Below are 15,758 nucleotides of genomic sequence, written 5' to 3' on the forward strand. Positions count from 1 at the left end.
GAACATGGACCGGGCGAGAGGCCTCGGTCGCCGAGGTCAGCGGAGTTGGAATTGACCGAAACGGCCGAAGCTCGGGGATTTGTCCATCTGCGGGTCCGCAGCGCCTATTCCTTGCTGGAAGGGGCGATAAAGGCAGGGAAGATCGGCAAGATGGCCGCCGAGGCGGGCATGCCGGCCGTGGGCGTCGCCGACCGCGCCAACCTGTTCGGGGCTCTCGAATTCAGCCAGACGGCCAAGGATGCGGGGGTGCAGCCTGTCGTGGCCTGCGCCCTGCCGGTCCTGGGTATCGGCGGCCAGGTCGCGGAGAGGTGGGCCAAGACCCCGACCGTGGTCCTGTTGGTTCAGAACGAGCAGGGATGGCTCAATCTCTGCGCCCTGTCCTCCGCCGCCTATCTCGACGCCGGCGAACTGGCCGAGCCGGGCGTGCCCTGGGGACAGATTGTGGATAAGTCCGAGGGGCTGATCCTGCTGTCCGGCGGACCGGACGGTCCGATCGACCCCTTGTTCGTCCAGAACAAGGGCGAGGACGCCGTCGCCGCACTCGAAGAGATGAAGCGTGTCTTCGGTGACCGCTTCTATGTCGAGCTTCAGCGTCACGGCCTGCCGCAGGAGACGGCGGCCGAGCGCGGTCTGGTCGAATGGGCCTATGCCAATGATACGCCCCTGGTCGCCACCAACGACGTCTATTACGCCAAGGCGGCTCAGGCGAAATCGCACGACGCCCTGCTGTGCATCTCCGACGGCGCATTCACCGGTCAGGAGGATCGGCGTCGCATCACCGGAGAGCACTGGTTCAAGACCGCCGAAGCGATGCGGGAACTGTTCTCGGACCTTCCCGAGGCCTGCGACAACACCATCGACATCGCGCGCCGCTGCGCCTTCCTGGTCAATACGCACAAGCCGATCCTGCCGCGCTTCGACACCGGCGCCGGTCGCTCCGAAGCCGACGAACTGGCGCACCAGGCGCGCGAGGGGCTGAAGGCGCGGCTGGAGAAGAACGAAGCCTATGCGCCGGTGGAGGAATACTGGAGCCGTCTCGAATGGGAGGTCGAGATCATCCAGCAGATGGGCTTCCCCGGCTACTTCCTGATCGTGTCCGATTTCATCAAGTGGGCCAAGCTGCACGACATCCCGGTGGGGCCGGGGCGGGGTTCGGGCGCCGGCTCTCTGGTGGCCTGGTCGCTGACCATCACCGACTTGGACCCCTTGCGGTTCGGCCTGCTGTTCGAGCGCTTCCTGAACCCGGAACGCGTGTCGATGCCCGACTTCGATATCGACTTCTGCCAGGAGCGGCGGGAAGAGGTCATCGACTACGTGCAGGATCACTACGGCAAGGACCGGGTGGCCCAGATCATCACCTTCGGCACCCTGCAGGCGCGGGCCGTGCTGCGCGACGTGGGCCGGGTGCTGCAGATGCCCCTGGGCCAGGTGGACCGGCTCTGCAAGATGGTGCCGAACAACCCGGCCAACCCCGTGACCCTGGCTCAGGCCATCGACCTGGAGCCGCGCCTGAAGGAGGCGCGTGACGCCGAGGCCTCGGTCAAGACTCTGCTGGAGACGGCGCTCGAGCTTGAGGGCCTCTATCGCAACGCCTCGACCCACGCGGCAGGCATCGTCATCGGCGACCGTCCGTTGACGGAACTGGTGCCGCTGTATCAGGACCCGCGCTCCACCATCCCGGCCAGCCAGTTCAACATGAAGTGGGTGGAGCCGGCGGGGCTGGTGAAGTTCGACTTCCTGGGCCTGAAGACCCTGACCGTGCTGGACCGGGCCAAGGGTTATCTGGAACGGCGCGGCGCGGCGCCGGAATGGAACCTGCTGCCGCTGGACGATCCCAAGACCTATGAGCTGATGGCCTCGGGCCAGACGGTCGGGGTGTTCCAGCTGGAATCCCAGGGCATGCGCGACACCCTGCGCAAGATGCGCTGCGGCTCGATCGAGGAGATCACCGCCCTGATCTCCCTCTATCGCCCGGGACCGATGGAGATGATCGACACCTACATCGACCGGAAGTTCGGCCGGGCCGAGGTGGACTATCTGCACCCGAGCCTGAAGGAGGTGCTGACTGAGACCTACGGCGTCATCATCTACCAGGAACAGGTGATGAAGATCGCCCAGATCCTGGCGGGCTACAGCCTGGGCGAGGCCGACCTGCTGCGTCGCGCCATGGGCAAGAAGAAGAAGGAGGAGATGGACTTCCAGCGCCTTCGCTTCGTCAAGGGCGCGTCCGAGAAGTCCGTGCCGGAAAGCCAGTCCGGCTCCATCTTCGACCTGGTGGCCAAGTTCGCGGGCTATGGCTTCAACAAGTCGCACGCGGCGGCCTATGCCCTGATCTCGTTCCAGACAGGCTGGCTGAAGGCCAATCATCCGGTCGAGTTCTTCGCCGCCTCGATGAGCCTCGATTTGTCGAACACCGACAAGCTGGCGGTCTTCTATCAGGACTGCCGCCGGTTCGAGATCCCGGTCCTGGCGCCGGACATCAACCGCTCGTCCGCCGACTTCGACGTCCAGTGGAGGGAGGGGCAGGGCAGCGTCCTCTATGCTCTCGGCGCCATTCGCAACGTGGGCCTGGAGGCCATGAAGCATGTGGTGGAGGTGCGCGACGCAGGCGGACCCTTCGCCGACATCTTCGACTTCCTGGAGCGCGTCGATCCCAAGGCGGTGAACAAGCGGGCGCTAGAAGGCCTGGCCAAGGCCGGCGCCTTCGACAGCCTGAATCCTAACCGTCGCCAGTTGTTCGAACAGGCCGACACCCTGATGGCCTATTGCCAGAGCGTGGCGGCGGAGCGCGCCTCGTCCCAGGTCAGCCTGTTCGGCGCCGACCAGGCCGGCGCCGCGCGGCCGCGTTTGAAGAGCATCGAACCCTGGGCCGGGCCGGACAAGCTGGATCAGGAACTGTCCGCCGTCGGCTTCTATCTGTCGGGACACCCGCTGGAGGACCTGACCCCCGCGCTGAAGCGCAAGCGCGTGACCTTCGTCGCCGAGGCCCAGGACCTGGCCGAGGCGGGACATGAAGCCTTCCTGATGGCCGGCGTCGTGCGCCGCCGTCAGGAAAGGGCCAGCGCCCGGACGGGCGAAAAGTTCGCCTTCGTCACCTTCTCGGACCCGACCGGGGAGTTCGAATGCCTGTTCCCGCCGGAACAACTGCGGCGTTGTCGCGACATCCTGGAAGTCGGGACTTCGGTCCTGGTGAAGGTGCGGGCCAAGGCGGCGGACGGCGAGGTGCGCTTCTTCGGCGACGACGCCAGCCAGATGGACGTCCTGCTGGACGACGCCCAGATCGGTCTGCGGGTGGTGCTGTCGGCCCAGACGGCCGATGCGGAGGCTCTGAAGGCCCGACTGGAACGGGCGCGGGCCCAGGGCAAGGGCGGAGAGGTCTGGCTGCAGACCACATTGCCGGGACGCACCGAAATCGAAATCAAGCTGCCCGGTCGTTATCGACTGGACGCGGCCTTGCGGGGGGCGCTGAAGTCGGCGCCGGGAGTAGTCATGCTGGAGGACGCCTGATGACGGAGACCAAGACGCACAAGGGATCGTGCCATTGCGGCGCTGTGGCCTATGAGGTCGAGACGGGGATGGAGGGGCTGATGGAGTGCAATTGTTCGCACTGCTATCGGAAGGGCTTCGTCCTGGCTTTCGCGCCCCGGTCGGCCTTTCGCCTGACCCGGGGAGAGGAGGCGACGACCTCCTACTTCTTCAACAAGCACAAGATCGACCATCGCTTCTGCAAGACCTGCGGGGTCCAGCCCTTCGGCTACGGTGTCGCGCCGGACGGATCGGAGGTGGCGGCGATCAACATCCGGACCCTGACCGATATCGAGCCCTGGGACTGGACGGCGGAACGGGTGGACGGGCGCAGCTTCTGATCAGTTTGGTTCCGGCCGGAACTGTTCGCGCGGGGTTCCGTCCACGGCGTAGAGCCGTTCGACCGGGATCTTGACCACCAGTCCGGTGGCGGGCAGGCGCAGGTCGTATATGGCGCCCAGCAGGCCGGCCATGGGGTCGCCGACGACCCGCGCGCCCTGGGCGTGCAGGCCGATGGCCAGACCTTCCCCCATGCTGCCGGTCCAGCGCCCGACGCGAACGACGACCGGACCGCGGTGGCGTTTGTCGGGACGGGGCATGACCTGTTCGATCCAGCGGCGCTCGATCCCCGTCCGACGCGCCTCGGAAGGCAGGGCGTGAATCTGATAGGCGGAAGGGGCGTCGACGAACCAGCCCATGATCCCTCGCGCCACCACGGTGTTGCCGCCGCTGGGCGTATCTCTCAGGTCGATGATCACGGTCTGGCCGTCCCGAGCCCCAGCCATGGCGGCGTCGAAGGCGGCGATGGTCGCTTCATCGCCCAGGACGTCGTTGATGCGGATGACCCAGGCGTCGCCTTCCAGGCCGCTCTCGACCGCCGGGGTGTCGCGCTGCATCGAATAGAGGCTGGGCAGGTTCAGCCGACGAGTCGTCCCGTCCGCAGCGGTGATCGTCAGGTCGCGCGGGCGATCGCGGCGTCCGGCCGCCAGGACGCGTGCGGCGTATCCGGCGCGATCGTCGTCCGGGCTCAGACCCATCTCGCGCCAGAAGGCGGCGACGGCTTTGTCTGTCGACTGGTCGCCGACGGCGGTCAGACGATCGCCCGCCTTGACCCCGGCGGCCTGAGCGGGAGAACCGGCGCGGACAGATGTTACGGTCCACCCGCCGTTCTCAGGCTCGATCCACAGATCGGAATAGCTGGGCGTCACGGCCCAGCTGTCGGCGAAGGAGGCGCCGGTGATGGCGTGATGATCGGCCAGGGCGGTCAGGGCGTGCTCGGCGTAGCGCAGCAGCCCGGCGCGATCATGAACGGCCTGGGCCTCGGCCTTTAGGATGTCCGTGTTCGGAAAGGCGCCGCCGGGCAGCCGTTCGATGTAGGCGTAGTCAGCCTCGATCAAGGCGGGCAGGGCCAGGGCGTCTCGGCGATAGTCTTCCGCCGTCGGCGTCGCGGACGTCTGGGCTGCGGAGGACGTGGCCAGGGCCAGGACGGCGAACGGAACGGCGAAAAGCGAGGGGGAGGGGCGCATGGACCCATGTCATCGCGACGGGGGGCCCCGGGCAAGTTAAATCCCGATCATGTTCAGGCCCTTGCCTTTTCCGGCCATCCCGACTACATGCGCGGCGCACTTCGCACGTGGGCGTGGCGCGTTCCGGGGAGACATCCCGGACTGCACCGTTCCGAGGGACCGTCCGGTCCTTTAACCGCCCACGCTAGGTTAGATCGGAAAAAGGAAAAGACGATCATGGCTCTGCCTGAATTCTCGATGCGTACGCTGCTGGAAGCCGGCGCTCACTTCGGCCACCAGACGCACCGCTGGAACCCGAAGATGGACCGCTACATCTTCGGCTCGCGCTCGAACATCCACATCATCGACCTGTCGCAGACGATGCCGCTGCTGCACCAGGCCCTGGTCGCCGTTCGCGACGTCGCCGCCAAGGGCGGTCGCGTCCTGTTCGTCGGCACCAAGCGCCAGGCCGCCGATCCGGTCGCCCAGGCCGCTGCGCGCTGCGCCCAGTACTACATGAACAACCGCTGGCTCGGCGGCACCCTGACCAACTGGCGCACCGTCTCGGGCTCGATCGCCCGCCTGCGCGAGCTGGAAACTGTTCTGGCCGGCAGCGGCGAAGGCCGTAACAAGAAAGAGCTGCTGACCCTGCAGCGCGAGAAGGACAAGCTGGAGCTGTCGCTCGGCGGCATCAAGGACATGGGTTCGATCCCGGACATCATGTTCGTGATCGACACCAACAAGGAATCGATCGCGATCCAGGAAGCCCGCAAGCTGAACATCCCGATCATCGCCATCCTGGACACCAACTCGGATCCGGACGGCATCACCTACCCGGTCCCGGGCAACGACGACGCCGCCCGCGCCATCCAGACCTACTGCGACCTGATCGCCGACGCCGTCCTGGACGGTCTGGCCGCCGGCGCTTCGGCCTCGGGCATCGACCTGGGCGCCTCGGAAGCTCCGGTCGAGCCGATGCTGCGCGAAGCCGCCGCTGCTCCGGTTGAAGCCGAAGCCGCTCCGGCCGGCACGGAAGCCGTGGCTGAAGAGCTGCTCGCGACGACTGAAGAAAAGGTCGAGGGCTAAGTCGCCCTCAGGTCCGGTCGATGATCGGACCTACGCCAAACTGACATGCGGCCGGGCTATCCATGCCCGGCCGCTCATTTGAATTTTCAGGAGATTGAACATGGCCGAGATCACTGCCGCCCTCGTGAAGGAACTTCGCGAGCGTTCGGGCGTCGGCATGATGGACTGCAAGAAGGCGCTGGTTGAGACCAACGGCGACATCGAAGCGGCCATCGACTGGCTGCGCGCCAAGGGCCTGTCCAAGGCCGCCAAGAAGGCCGACCGCGTCGCCGCTGAAGGCCTGGTCGCCGTCGCCGTCCGCGCCGAAGGCAAGGGCGAAGTCGCCGCCGCCATCGAGTTCAACGCGGAAACCGACTTCGTCGCCCGCAACGAGCTGTTCCAGACGGCCGCCAAGTCGTTCGCCCAGCTGGGCCTGCACCACGACGGCGTCGACGCCATCCACGGCGCGACCCTGGAAAGCGGCAAGACCGTTCAGGACGAAGTGACCCAGCTGATCGCCACCATCGGCGAGAACATGCAACTGCGTCGCGCCGCCCGTCTGTCGGTCGATGAAGGCGTGGTTTCGACCTACGTCCACAACGCCGTTTCGCCGGGCGTCGGCCGCATCGGCGTGCTGGTCGCCCTGGAAGGCGCCGCCGACCAGGAAACCCTGCGCGAACTGGGCCGCAAGATCGCCATGCACGTGGCCGCCACGGCTCCGCTGGCCCTGGACACCTCGGACCTGGATCCGGCCGCCATCGAGAAGGAACGCGCCGTTCTGATCGAAAAGGCCAAGGAAGAAGGCCGTCCCGACAACATGATCGAAAAGATCGTCGAGGGTCAGATCAACAAGTTCCAGAAGGACGTGGTGCTGTCCAAGCAGCCGTTCGTCATGGATCCGGACGTGACCATCGAACAACTGGTCGCCAACACCGGCAAGGAGCTGGGCTCCTCGCTGAAGCTGGCTGGCTTCGTCCGCATGGCTCTGGGCGAGGGCGTGGAGAAGGTCGAAGGACCGGACTTCGCTGCTGAAGTCGCCTCCATGACTGGCGGCAACTAACACCGAAGCTTCTTCCTGAAAGGGAAGAATTTTCAAAAGGGCGCGTTCGGCTTTGAAGGTCGGCGCGCCCTTCGTCTATGATGAGCCGCCGATTCACATCGCGCGGATGCGTAACCCCTGTATCCACGGACCTATTCCCATGCCTGACGCCCCCTCCGAGTTCCGATATAAGCGCGTCCTGCTGAAGGTCTCGGGCGAGGTCCTGATGGGGGATCAGTCCTACGGCATCGACATGAAGACCGTCGACGTGGTGGCGGCCGCCGTGGCCCAGGTGGCGCGCGAGGGCGTCGAAATCTGCCTGGTCATCGGCGGCGGCAACATCTTCCGCGGCCTGTCCAAGGCCGCCGAGGGCATGGATCGCGCCAACGCCGACTACATGGGCATGCTGGCCACCATCATGAACGCCCTGGCCATGCAGGGCGCCCTCGAGAAGATCGGCGTCGACACGCGGGTCCAGAGCGCCATTCCCATGGCCGCCATCGCCGAGCCCTACATCCGTCGCCGCGCCATGCGGCACCTGGAAAAGGGCCGGGTGGTGATCTTCGCCGCAGGCGTCGGCGCGCCCTTCTTCACGACGGATTCGGGCGCCGCGCTCCGCGCCGCCGAAATGGGCTGCGACGCCCTGCTGAAGGGCACCAGCGTGGACGGGGTCTATACCGCCGATCCCAAGAAGGATCCGACCGCCACCCGCTATGAAACCCTGACCTATCAGGAGGTTCTGGCCAAGGACCTGCGGGTAATGGACGCCTCGGCCATCGCCCTGATGCGCGACAGCGACATTCCGATCGTGGTCTTCTCGATCCGTGAGGAGGGCTCGCTGCGCAAGACCCTGAGCGGCGAAGGCACCTTCACCGTCATCACCAACAAGGCCGCCTGAGCGGCCCTCGATCCGAACGACAGACCAGGAAGACCCCTATGGCCAAGCCCGAGCTCAAGACCTACCGCGACCGTATGGACAAGTCCGTCACGGCGCTGAAGGAAGAGTACGCCGGACTGCGCACCGGCCGCGCCAATGCGGGTCTGCTGGACCCGGTCCAGGTCGAGGCCTACGGCTCGACCTCGCCGCTGACCGCCGTGGCGGCCATCAGCGTGCCCGAGCCGCGCATGATCTCGGTCAGCGTCTGGGACAAGAGCATGGTCGTGGCGGTCGAGAAGGCGGTTCGCGCCGCCGGTCTGGGCCTGAACCCGATCGTGGACGGCCAGACCCTGCGCATCCCGGTGCCGCCTCTGACCGAGGAGCGTCGCAAGGACCTGGTCAAGCTGGCCGGCAAGTACGCCGAGCAGCAGAAGATCGCCGTGCGCAACGTGCGCCGTGACGCCAACGACGACCTGAAAAAGGCCGAGAAGGCGGGCGAGATCAGCCAGGACGAGCAGAAGAAGATGGAGGCTGAGGTCCAGAAGGACACCGACGCGGCCATCAAGCGCATTGACGAAACCTTGAAGGCCAAGGAAGTCGAGATCATGCAGGTCTGACGCAGGCGCGTCAGAAAGGGATTCTCACAATGTCGGCCGAGACCGTCGCCACGGCGCCTGAGAAGGGGCCTCGTCACGTCGCCCTGATCATGGACGGCAACGGTCGCTGGGCCGAGCGCCGGGGCCTGCCGCGCGTGGTGGGCCATCGCGAAGGGGTTCAGGCCCTGCGCCGCACCATCAAGGCCGCGCCGGATTTCGGCATCCGCTGCCTGACGGTCTTCGGGTTCTCGACCGAGAACTGGAGCCGCCCGGCCGACGAGGTGTCGGATCTGATGGGTCTGGTGCGCTCCTTCGTCGGCAGCGACCTGAAGCGGTTGGAGGCGGCGGGCGTTCGTGTTCGCGTCCTGGGGCGCCGCAAGGGCCTGCCGGCCGACATCGCCGCCATCGTGGATCGGGCCGAGACTCAGACCGCGCACAACGACCGCTTCCTGCTGCAGGTGGCCTTCAACTATGGCGGCCGCGCCGATCTGGCGGATGCGGCTCAACGCCTGGTGGATCTTGCTCGCGCGGGCGAGCTGTCCGGCGACGTGACCGAGGAGGATCTGGGCCTGGGTCTGTCCACCGCAGGCTCGCCGCCGGTCGATCTGATCGTGCGGACGTCAGGCGAGCAGCGCCTGTCCAACTTCCTGCTCTGGGAAGCCGCCTATGCCGAACTGGTGTTCCAGGACATCCTGTGGCCCGACTACGGCGCCGAGGCCCTGGGCCAGGCGGTCGCGGCCTTTGGCTCCCGTGAGCGTCGTTTCGGCGGCCGGGACGCCGTGGAGGATGCCGCGCCAGAGGCGACGACGGTGAAGGCGGCGGTCTGATGGGGTTGAAGGTCGGCGATATCGGGCTGAGAGCGGCGTCCGCCGTCGTCCTGGCGCCGGCGGCGGTCCTGGCGACCTGGGCCGGCGGCGGCTGGTTCTGCGCCCTTGTGGTCGTCGCTTGCGGCCTTCTGGCCTTCGAATGGGCGCGGATGAGCGCGCCGGGCTTCTGGCGCTCCATCGGCGCGGCCGTGGCCCTGGCCCTCATCGCTTCCGTCGTGGCGGCCCATGTGGGTCAGGTCTCGCTGGCCCTGATCCTGCTGGTCTTCGGCGCTATGGCGGCGGGCCTGTTCGCGCGATCGCGCGGGGCCGAGGCCCTCGATGCGGCCTATGGCGTGCTCTATCTCGGCTGGCCCTGTATCCTGCTGGTCTGGCTGCGCGACATGAACGAGGCGCAGGGTCTTTACTGGACCGTCCTGGTCTTCGCCGTCGCCTGGGCGTCGGACATCCTGGCCTATCTGGTCGGCAGCGCCGTCGGCGGACCCAAGCTGTGGCCTCGCTTTTCGCCCAACAAGACCTGGTCCGGCTTCATCGGCGGCCTGATCGCGGGCATGGCGGCGGGCGCGGGCATGGCGGCATGGCTGGACATGGGGCTGCTCAACGCCTTCTGGGGCGGAGTGCTGGGTCTTGCGGCGGCGCTCGCGACCATGGCGGGCGATCTGTGGGAGTCCGCTCTCAAGCGTCGTTTCGGCGTCAAGGACGCCGGCAATATCATTCCTGGCCATGGCGGCCTTCTGGATCGGGTGGACGGCTTGATGTTCGCCGTCGTCGTCGTCGCCGCGGGACGGGCCATCGTCCTGATGCTGGAGGCGGCGGCATGATCGTTCGCAAGGTCAGCATTCTCGGATCGACGGGCTCGGTCGGAACCTCCACCCTGGACCTGATGGATCAGGCCGAGAAGGCGGGGTCCGGCGCGTTCGAAGTCGAGGTCCTGACCGGCGGGGCGAACATCGCCCGGCTGGTCGAGCAGGCGCGACGCTGGAAGCCGCGTCTGGCGGTCACGGCGGACCCGGCGCGTCTGGCTGAATTGCGCGACGGGCTGGCCGGAACCGGCGTGGAGGCGGCGGCGGGCGCCGACGCCGTGGTCGAGGCGGCCAGACGGCCCGTCGACTGGGTCATGGCCTCCATCGTCGGCGCGGCGGGCCTGCGTTCCGCCTGGGCGGCGGCGGGTACGGGAGCGACCCTGGCCCTGGCCAACAAGGAAAGCCTGGTCTGCTGCGGCCCGACCCTGATCGAGCGCGTGAAGCGCAGCGGCGGGCGGCTGATTCCCGTCGATTCCGAGCATTCCGCCATCTTCCAGGTCTTTCCGGCCGAGGCGCCCGAGCGGGTGTCGAAGCTGATCCTCACGGCTTCGGGCGGGCCGTTCCGCGCCCTGCCGAGGACGGCCATGGAGCGGATCACGCCCGAGCAGGCCGTGGCCCATCCCAACTGGAGCATGGGCGCGAAGATTTCCGTCGACAGCGCCACCATGGCCAACAAGGGCCTGGAACTGATCGAAGCGGCTTACCTGTTCGGCATGGGCGAGGACCGCGTAGACGTGGTCGTCCATCCGGAGTCCATCATCCACAGCCTTGTGGAATATGTGGATGGATCGACCCTGGCCCAGATGGGGCCGCCGGACATGAAGACGCCGATCGCCTGCGCCCTGGCCTGGCCGGAGCGCATGCGCTGGCCGGCGCCCAGATTGGACCTCGCGGCCCTGGGCCGTCTCACCTTCGAGGCGCCCGATCAGATGCGTTTCCCTGCGCTGAAGCTGGCGCGGGAGGCTCTGGCGGCCGGCGGCGACGCGCCGATCGTCTTTAACGCGGCCAACGAGGTCGCCGCCCTGGCCTTCCTTGACCGTCGACTGGGCTTTCTAAATATTGCCGCAGTCGTCGCGGACACATTGGAACGTGCGACGAAGGCGGGGATGGGTTCCGGCTCCGGCGACGCTTGCGATGCGGCTCTGGCCGTGGACGCGGCGGCCCGGCGGATAGCGGACGAGATCATCGCCTCGCGCGCGATTGCTGCCTGACGGCGACTGGAGACCATGAACGGCATGCTGGGATTCCTTGGCCAAGCCCTGATCTATGTCGTGCCCTTCCTGCTGGTGCTGACCCTGGTCGTGACGGTCCATGAACTGGGCCACTTCCTGACCGCGCGCGCCTTCAAGGTGAAGATGGACCGCTTCTCCATCGGTTTCGGTCGCGCGATCTTTCAGCGCACGGACCGGCATGGCGTCGAGTGGCGTCTGGGCTGGCTGCCGCTGGGCGGCTATGTGAAGTTCTCGGGTGATCTGGACGCCACGGGCGTGCCGGACCGCGCAGGTCTTGAGGCCATGAAGCGCGAACTGGTCGCCGAACATGGGCCGGGGGCCGAGCGCGACTATCTGTATTTCAAGCCGCTTTGGCAGCGAGCCCTGATCGTGGCGGGCGGGCCGTTCGCCAACTTCGTCCTGGCCATCGCCATCTTCGCCCTGCTGTTCAGCCTGGTCGGCGTCGAACTGCGGCCTGCACGGGTGATGGAGGTGGCGCCGAACTCCCCCGCCGCCGTCGCAGGCTTCAGGCCCGGCGATCTGATCACCCAGGTCAACGGCAAGATGATCGCCGACGGAGGCGAGGTGACCCGCGTCGTGGCCCTGAGCAGCGGCACGCCGGTCGACTTCGTCGTGGAACGCGCCGGCGCGGACGTCCGGCTGACGGCGACGCCGGAGCGGGTGACGACGCAGGATCCGATCGCAGGCAAGGTCTCGATCGGACGCATCGGCCTGGGCCTGGGATCGAGCCGGGACGAGGTTCGCCACGTTCGCTACGGCCCGATCGCGGCCGTCGGCAGGGGCTTCACCGAGACCGGCGACATCCTGAAGACCACCTTCACCTATATCGGCCGCATGATCTCCGGTCGCGAATCAGGCGACCAGTTGAGCGGCCCCCTGGGCATCGCCAAGGCCTCGGGCGCCCTGACGAACGCCGCCGTGGCCGCCAATCCCGATCCCCTGGCCATGATCGGAAATCTCCTGCTGACGCTGACCAGCTTCGCAGCCATACTTTCGGTCGGAATCGGCTTTCTGAACCTGCTGCCCGTTCCTGTGCTGGATGGGGGGCATCTGATGTTCTACGCCTATGAGGCCGTGGCCCGCCGACCGGTGGCGGCCCGGGTGCAGGAGGCGGGATATCGGGTCGGGCTTGCTTTGCTGGCCAGTTTAATGTTGTTCGCGACGTGGAACGACCTGCAGAAACTCAATCTCTTCAAATTCCTCGGCGGGCTCGTCTCGTGAGCCGACGCCAGCCCCCGACGGGACCCCGAATGATTAAGAACGACAGTCGCATGATCCGAAACCGTGGCCGCATCCTTGGTCCCAGCGCTCTCGCCCTGGCCGTAGCCGCCGGCCTGGCCGGACCTGCGCTCGCCCAGACGGCGCCTGCCGCCGCTCCTGCCGCTGCTCAGCCGCAGGAGCCCCAAGTGACGGTGGCTGCGCCGGCCGAGGATCGCGCTGTCGTCAACCGGATCGTCGTGCGCGGCAACCAGCGCATCGATCAGACGACGGTTCTGTCCTATCTGCCGATCCAGCCGGGCGACACCATCGACGCCGGCGTCATCGACGTGGCGGTGCGCACCCTGTCGCGCACGGGGCTGTTCGCGGACGTGCAACTGGGCCTTCAAGCCAATGGCGACCTGATCGTCGAGATCGCGGAAAACCCGATCATCAACCAGGTGACGTTCGAGGGTAATAAGGCCCTGACCGAACAGAAGCTGCGCGACGAGGTCACCATCAAGCCGCGCGGCATCTATACCCGCGCCCGCGTTCAGGAAGACGTCGGCAAGATCATCGAGCTGTACCGCCTGTCCGGCCGCATCTCGGCCACGGTGACGCCCAAGCTGGTCCAACTGGAGCAGAACCGCATCGACGTGGTGTTCGAGATCGACGAGGGTCCGGAAACCGGCGTCTCGGCCATCACCTTCCTCGGCAACCGGGCCTTCTCGGACAGCGATCTGCGCGAGGTCATGGTGACCAAGCAGTCGCAGTGGTGGCGTCTGTTCAGCTCGAACGACAACTATGACCCGAACCGTCTGGACTACGACCGGGAGCAGCTGCGGAAATTCTATACGAACCGCGGCTACTACGACTTCCGCATCCTGTCTTCGGTCGCAGAACTGAAGCCGGACAGCAGCGCCTTCGGCATGACGCTGACCCTGGACGAGGGCGACCGCTATCACTTCGGCGAGGTCAAGGTCGTCACCGAGAACGACCGCCTGAACGGCGACTTCCTGCAACGCCTGCTGCCGATCCGCACGGGCGACCTGTACGAAAGCGACCGGATCGAAAGCGCGGTCGACACCCTGACCTTCGCGGCCGGTTCGGCGGGTTATGCCTTCGTCGAGATCAACCCCAGCTATCGCGCCAACCCGGAGACCGACACGGTCGACGTGACCTTCAACCTGAAGGAAGGTCAGCGGGTCTACATCGACCGCATCAACGTCGTCGGCAACACCCAGACCCTGGACTCGGTCATCCGTCGTGAGCTGATGGTGGGCGAGGGCGACGCCTTCAACCGCAGCCTGGTCGAGCGTTCGCGCAACAACCTGCGCGCCCTGGGCTTCTTCAAGGATGTGAAGATCGAGGAGACGCGCGGCAGCGCGCCGGACCGTTCGGTCGTCAACGTCACCGTGACGGAACAGCCGACGGGCGAACTGTCGGTCGGCGCCGGCTTCAGCTCTGTCGACTCCTTCGTGCTGAACCTGGGCGTGACCCAGCGCAACTTCCGCGGTCGCGGCCAGAACGTCGTAGCCCGCGCCGAGTGGGGCTCGCTGCGTCAGCAGATCGACTTCCGCTTCACCGAGCCCAAGTTCATGGGCCGCGACCTGCGCGCCGGCTTCGACCTGTTCCACACCCGCTACGATCTCAGCGAGTATTCGTCCTACGACTATCGCTCGACGGGCGGCGGTCTGCGCCTGAGCTATCCGCTGAACGGCTACACCCTGTTCAGCCTGCGCTACTTCCTGAAGAGCGACGAGGTCCTGATCCCGTCGGGCTACTGCTCCGGCACGGGTTCGTCGGCCCTGTGCGACCAGGCGGGCTCCTACATCAACTCGTCGGCGGGCTATACGCTGATGGTCGACCGCCGGAACGATCCGGTCCGACCGACGCGCGGCTGGACCGCCTCCCTGCGTCAGGACTTCGCCGGCATCGGCGGGGACGTGAACTATCTGAAGACTGAAGCCGACGCGTCCTGGTATTGGGGCATCCGTCCGAATTGGACCGTCAGCGTTCAGGGTTCGGCGGGCTATGTCGCCGGCTGGAACGGCGATCCGATCCGGATCAACGACCGCTTCTTCAAGGGCGGCAACACCTTCCGCGGCTTCGAAACGGCCGGCATGGGCGCGCGCGACCTGACCACGACCGACGCACTGGGCGGCAACTTCTACGCCATCGGGACCGTGGAACTGACCGTTCCCAACTACCTGCCCGAAGAATACGGCATCAAGACTTCGCTGTTCGCGGATTTCGGCACGATCGGCATGCTGGACGACCGCTACATGGTCAACTCCGTGACCGGTCAGCGCAATCCGAACATCGTCGACGACCTGGCCCTGCGCGCGGCGGCCGGCGTCAGCATTCACTGGCGTTCGCCCATGGGCCCGATCCGCTTCGATCTGTCCAAGGTTCTCGCCAAGGAAGACTACGACAAGACGGAAACCTTCCGCTTCTCGACCTCGACCCAATTCTAACCGCAGCCTGCACGACTGCCCAAAGGTTCAAGATGAAACTGTTCGCTATCGGCGCCGCCGCCCTCGTTTCGATGACCGCCACGGCGGCCATGGCCCAGACCCAAGGCCCGGCCAACCCCGGCCCCGTCATTCCGGGCGTCTGCGTCTATTTCAACCAGCAGGCGATGGCCCAGTCGACCGCCGGTCAGGCCTTGCAGACCCGCATGGAGCAACTGGCCCAGGAAGTTCAGGGCGAGATCACGCCCTATGCCACCCAGATCCAGACCGAGGCTCAGGCTCTGCAGCAGGGCGCTTCGACCATTCCCGCCGACCAGATGAACCAGCGTCGCCAGGCCCTGCAGCAGCGCGTGCAGGAAGCCCAGCAACTGGAAGCCACCCGCGACGCCGAGCTGCGTTACACCCTGGCCGAGCAGCGCAAGAAGATGTCGGAAGCTATCGAGCCCATCCTGGTCGCCGTCTATCAGGAAAAGGGCTGCGGCATCATGGTCGACCGTGAGAGCGTCTTCATCATGAACCCGGCCATGGACGTGACCTCGGTGGTGGTTCAGCGTCTGAACGCCGCCCTGCCGACCCTGAGCTTCAACCGCATGCCGGTTCCGGCCCAGCCGCAGTCGTAAG

At 66.5% G+C, this 15,758-nt stretch carries 13 protein-coding genes; 12 read left to right on the top strand and 1 reads right to left on the bottom strand.

Features of this window, described 5'->3' with window-relative positions; translation table 11 throughout:
• The first annotated feature begins 51 nt into the window (after positions 1–51).
• Together dnaE and ABIE19_RS12385 are read left to right on the top strand one after the other, a co-directional pair.
• A complete protein-coding gene (gene dnaE, locus ABIE19_RS12380) occupies positions 52–3,507 on the top strand; it encodes a DNA polymerase III subunit alpha (protein WP_354089496.1) in 3,456 nt (1,151 codons plus the stop codon).
• Entirely contained in the window at positions 3,507–3,866 is a 360-nt protein-coding gene (locus tag ABIE19_RS12385; protein ID WP_354089497.1) for a GFA family protein, read from the top strand. Before dnaE ends, ABIE19_RS12385 begins: the two co-directional genes overlap by 1 nt.
• Here the strand turns inward: ABIE19_RS12385 and ABIE19_RS12390 are convergent, their stop codons facing one another.
• The gene (locus ABIE19_RS12390) at positions 3,867–5,051 is read right to left on the bottom strand and encodes a S41 family peptidase (protein ID WP_354089498.1); all 1,185 of its coding nucleotides are present in this window, start codon (positions 5,049–5,051) and stop codon (positions 3,867–3,869) included. It abuts the gene before it with no gap.
• 216 nt (positions 5,052–5,267) lie between these two features.
• Here ABIE19_RS12390 and rpsB point away from each other — a divergent pair, with 216 nt between their 5' ends.
• The 10 genes from rpsB (at position 5,268) to ABIE19_RS12440 (ending at position 15,757) form a co-directional block, all read left to right on the top strand.
• A complete protein-coding gene (rpsB, locus tag ABIE19_RS12395) occupies positions 5,268–6,116 on the top strand; it encodes a 30S ribosomal protein S2 (RefSeq protein ID WP_354089499.1) in 849 nt (282 codons plus the stop codon).
• Between the two features lie 100 nt (positions 6,117–6,216).
• Positions 6,217–7,155, top strand: coding sequence for a translation elongation factor Ts (tsf, locus tag ABIE19_RS12400; RefSeq protein WP_354089500.1), 939 nt, complete (start codon positions 6,217–6,219; stop codon positions 7,153–7,155).
• Positions 7,156–7,294: 139 nt separating this feature from the next.
• The gene (pyrH, locus tag ABIE19_RS12405) at positions 7,295–8,032 is read left to right on the top strand and encodes a UMP kinase (RefSeq protein WP_354089501.1); all 738 of its coding nucleotides are present in this window, start codon (positions 7,295–7,297) and stop codon (positions 8,030–8,032) included.
• A 38-nt stretch (positions 8,033–8,070) separates the two neighbouring features.
• Positions 8,071–8,628, top strand: a complete 558-nt coding sequence (frr, locus tag ABIE19_RS12410) for a ribosome recycling factor (protein ID WP_354089502.1) — start codon at positions 8,071–8,073, stop codon at positions 8,626–8,628.
• 29 nt (positions 8,629–8,657) lie between these two features.
• Positions 8,658–9,434, top strand: coding sequence for a polyprenyl diphosphate synthase (gene uppS, locus ABIE19_RS12415; RefSeq protein ID WP_354089503.1), 777 nt, complete (start codon positions 8,658–8,660; stop codon positions 9,432–9,434).
• A complete protein-coding gene (locus tag ABIE19_RS12420; RefSeq protein WP_354089504.1) occupies positions 9,434–10,252 on the top strand; it encodes a phosphatidate cytidylyltransferase in 819 nt (272 codons plus the stop codon). The genes uppS and ABIE19_RS12420 overlap by 1 nt, the downstream gene beginning before the upstream one ends.
• Positions 10,249–11,445, top strand: coding sequence for a 1-deoxy-D-xylulose-5-phosphate reductoisomerase (dxr, locus tag ABIE19_RS12425; RefSeq protein WP_354089505.1), 1,197 nt, complete (start codon positions 10,249–10,251; stop codon positions 11,443–11,445). Before ABIE19_RS12420 ends, dxr begins: the two co-directional genes overlap by 4 nt.
• A 24-nt stretch (positions 11,446–11,469) precedes the next feature.
• On the top strand, positions 11,470–12,687 hold the full coding sequence (locus ABIE19_RS12430) for a M50 family metallopeptidase (protein ID WP_354089506.1): 1,218 nt from the start codon (positions 11,470–11,472) through the stop codon (positions 12,685–12,687).
• A gap of 50 nt (positions 12,688–12,737) precedes the next feature.
• Positions 12,738–15,140 carry an outer membrane protein assembly factor BamA gene (gene bamA, locus ABIE19_RS12435; RefSeq protein ID WP_354089507.1) on the top strand — a complete coding sequence of 801 codons (2,403 nt, stop codon included), beginning with the start codon at positions 12,738–12,740 and terminating at the stop codon, positions 15,138–15,140.
• Positions 15,141–15,172: 32 nt separating this feature from the next.
• The gene (locus ABIE19_RS12440) at positions 15,173–15,757 is read left to right on the top strand and encodes an OmpH/Skp family outer membrane protein (RefSeq protein ID WP_354089508.1); all 585 of its coding nucleotides are present in this window, start codon (positions 15,173–15,175) and stop codon (positions 15,755–15,757) included.
• Position 15,758 lies beyond the last annotated feature (1 nt).

The organism is Brevundimonas faecalis (genome assembly GCF_040549405.1).
Classification (GTDB): Bacteria; Pseudomonadota; Alphaproteobacteria; order Caulobacterales; family Caulobacteraceae; genus Brevundimonas; species Brevundimonas faecalis.

What these genes read in the sequence shown, in the direction of transcription:
- ABIE19_RS12385 (WP_354089497.1), top strand. Translation starts at nt 3,507, where the DNA reads ATGACGGAGACCAAGACGCACAAGGGATCGTGCCATTGCGGCGCTGTG.
- ABIE19_RS12390 (WP_354089498.1), bottom strand. Translation starts at nt 5,051, where the DNA reads ATGCGCCCCTCCCCCTCGCTTTTCGCCGTTCCGTTCGCCGTCCTGGCC.
- rpsB (WP_354089499.1), top strand. Translation starts at nt 5,268, where the DNA reads ATGGCTCTGCCTGAATTCTCGATGCGTACGCTGCTGGAAGCCGGCGCT.
- tsf (WP_354089500.1), top strand. Translation starts at nt 6,217, where the DNA reads ATGGCCGAGATCACTGCCGCCCTCGTGAAGGAACTTCGCGAGCGTTCG.
- pyrH (WP_354089501.1), top strand. Translation starts at nt 7,295, where the DNA reads ATGCCTGACGCCCCCTCCGAGTTCCGATATAAGCGCGTCCTGCTGAAG.
- frr (WP_354089502.1), top strand. Translation starts at nt 8,071, where the DNA reads ATGGCCAAGCCCGAGCTCAAGACCTACCGCGACCGTATGGACAAGTCC.
- uppS (WP_354089503.1), top strand. Translation starts at nt 8,658, where the DNA reads ATGTCGGCCGAGACCGTCGCCACGGCGCCTGAGAAGGGGCCTCGTCAC.
- ABIE19_RS12420 (WP_354089504.1), top strand. Translation starts at nt 9,434, where the DNA reads ATGGGGTTGAAGGTCGGCGATATCGGGCTGAGAGCGGCGTCCGCCGTC.
- dxr (WP_354089505.1), top strand. Translation starts at nt 10,249, where the DNA reads ATGATCGTTCGCAAGGTCAGCATTCTCGGATCGACGGGCTCGGTCGGA.
- ABIE19_RS12430 (WP_354089506.1), top strand. Translation starts at nt 11,470, where the DNA reads ATGCTGGGATTCCTTGGCCAAGCCCTGATCTATGTCGTGCCCTTCCTG.
- bamA (WP_354089507.1), top strand. Translation starts at nt 12,738, where the DNA reads ATGATCCGAAACCGTGGCCGCATCCTTGGTCCCAGCGCTCTCGCCCTG.
- ABIE19_RS12440 (WP_354089508.1), top strand. Translation starts at nt 15,173, where the DNA reads ATGAAACTGTTCGCTATCGGCGCCGCCGCCCTCGTTTCGATGACCGCC.